This is a genomic window from Pseudomonas sp. PME37.24/006 (genome assembly GCF_055556635.1).
In genome coordinates this window covers 1-271 of record NZ_JBVHNL010000099.1, presented here as the reverse complement: position 1 = coordinate 271, position 271 = coordinate 1, and the positions used below count along the sequence as shown (strand labels likewise).

The 271-nt window shown below is 57.9% G+C and carries 1 protein-coding gene; it reads right to left on the bottom strand.

Annotated features, from left to right (window positions below):
* Positions 1-271, bottom strand: a 271-nt coding sequence (locus ACZ3GY_RS24000; RefSeq protein WP_465912242.1) for a hypothetical protein, incomplete at both ends; no start/stop codon positions are given.

The following is a 271-nucleotide window of genomic DNA, read 5'->3' as shown; positions in this document are numbered from 1 at the left end:
ACCCTTGGTCTTCGCCCAAAGGGTCTTCACCGCCTGCATGGTTTCTGGAATGGTATGCCCATCGAGCTTCAGCACCGTGAACGACCACGCATCCGGTGCGATGTAATACACCGTGGGCTCGATCGCGTCGCGCACAGAGCCGACCGAAAAGTCAGGAACAACTCCAATGATCTGAGAGCTCTGGGGTGCCGATGACTTCAGATGATCCAGGGAGATTCCGAGGATCCGGGACCAGAGCCGGTACTGGTTGATTGCGACGCCGGGATTGGCA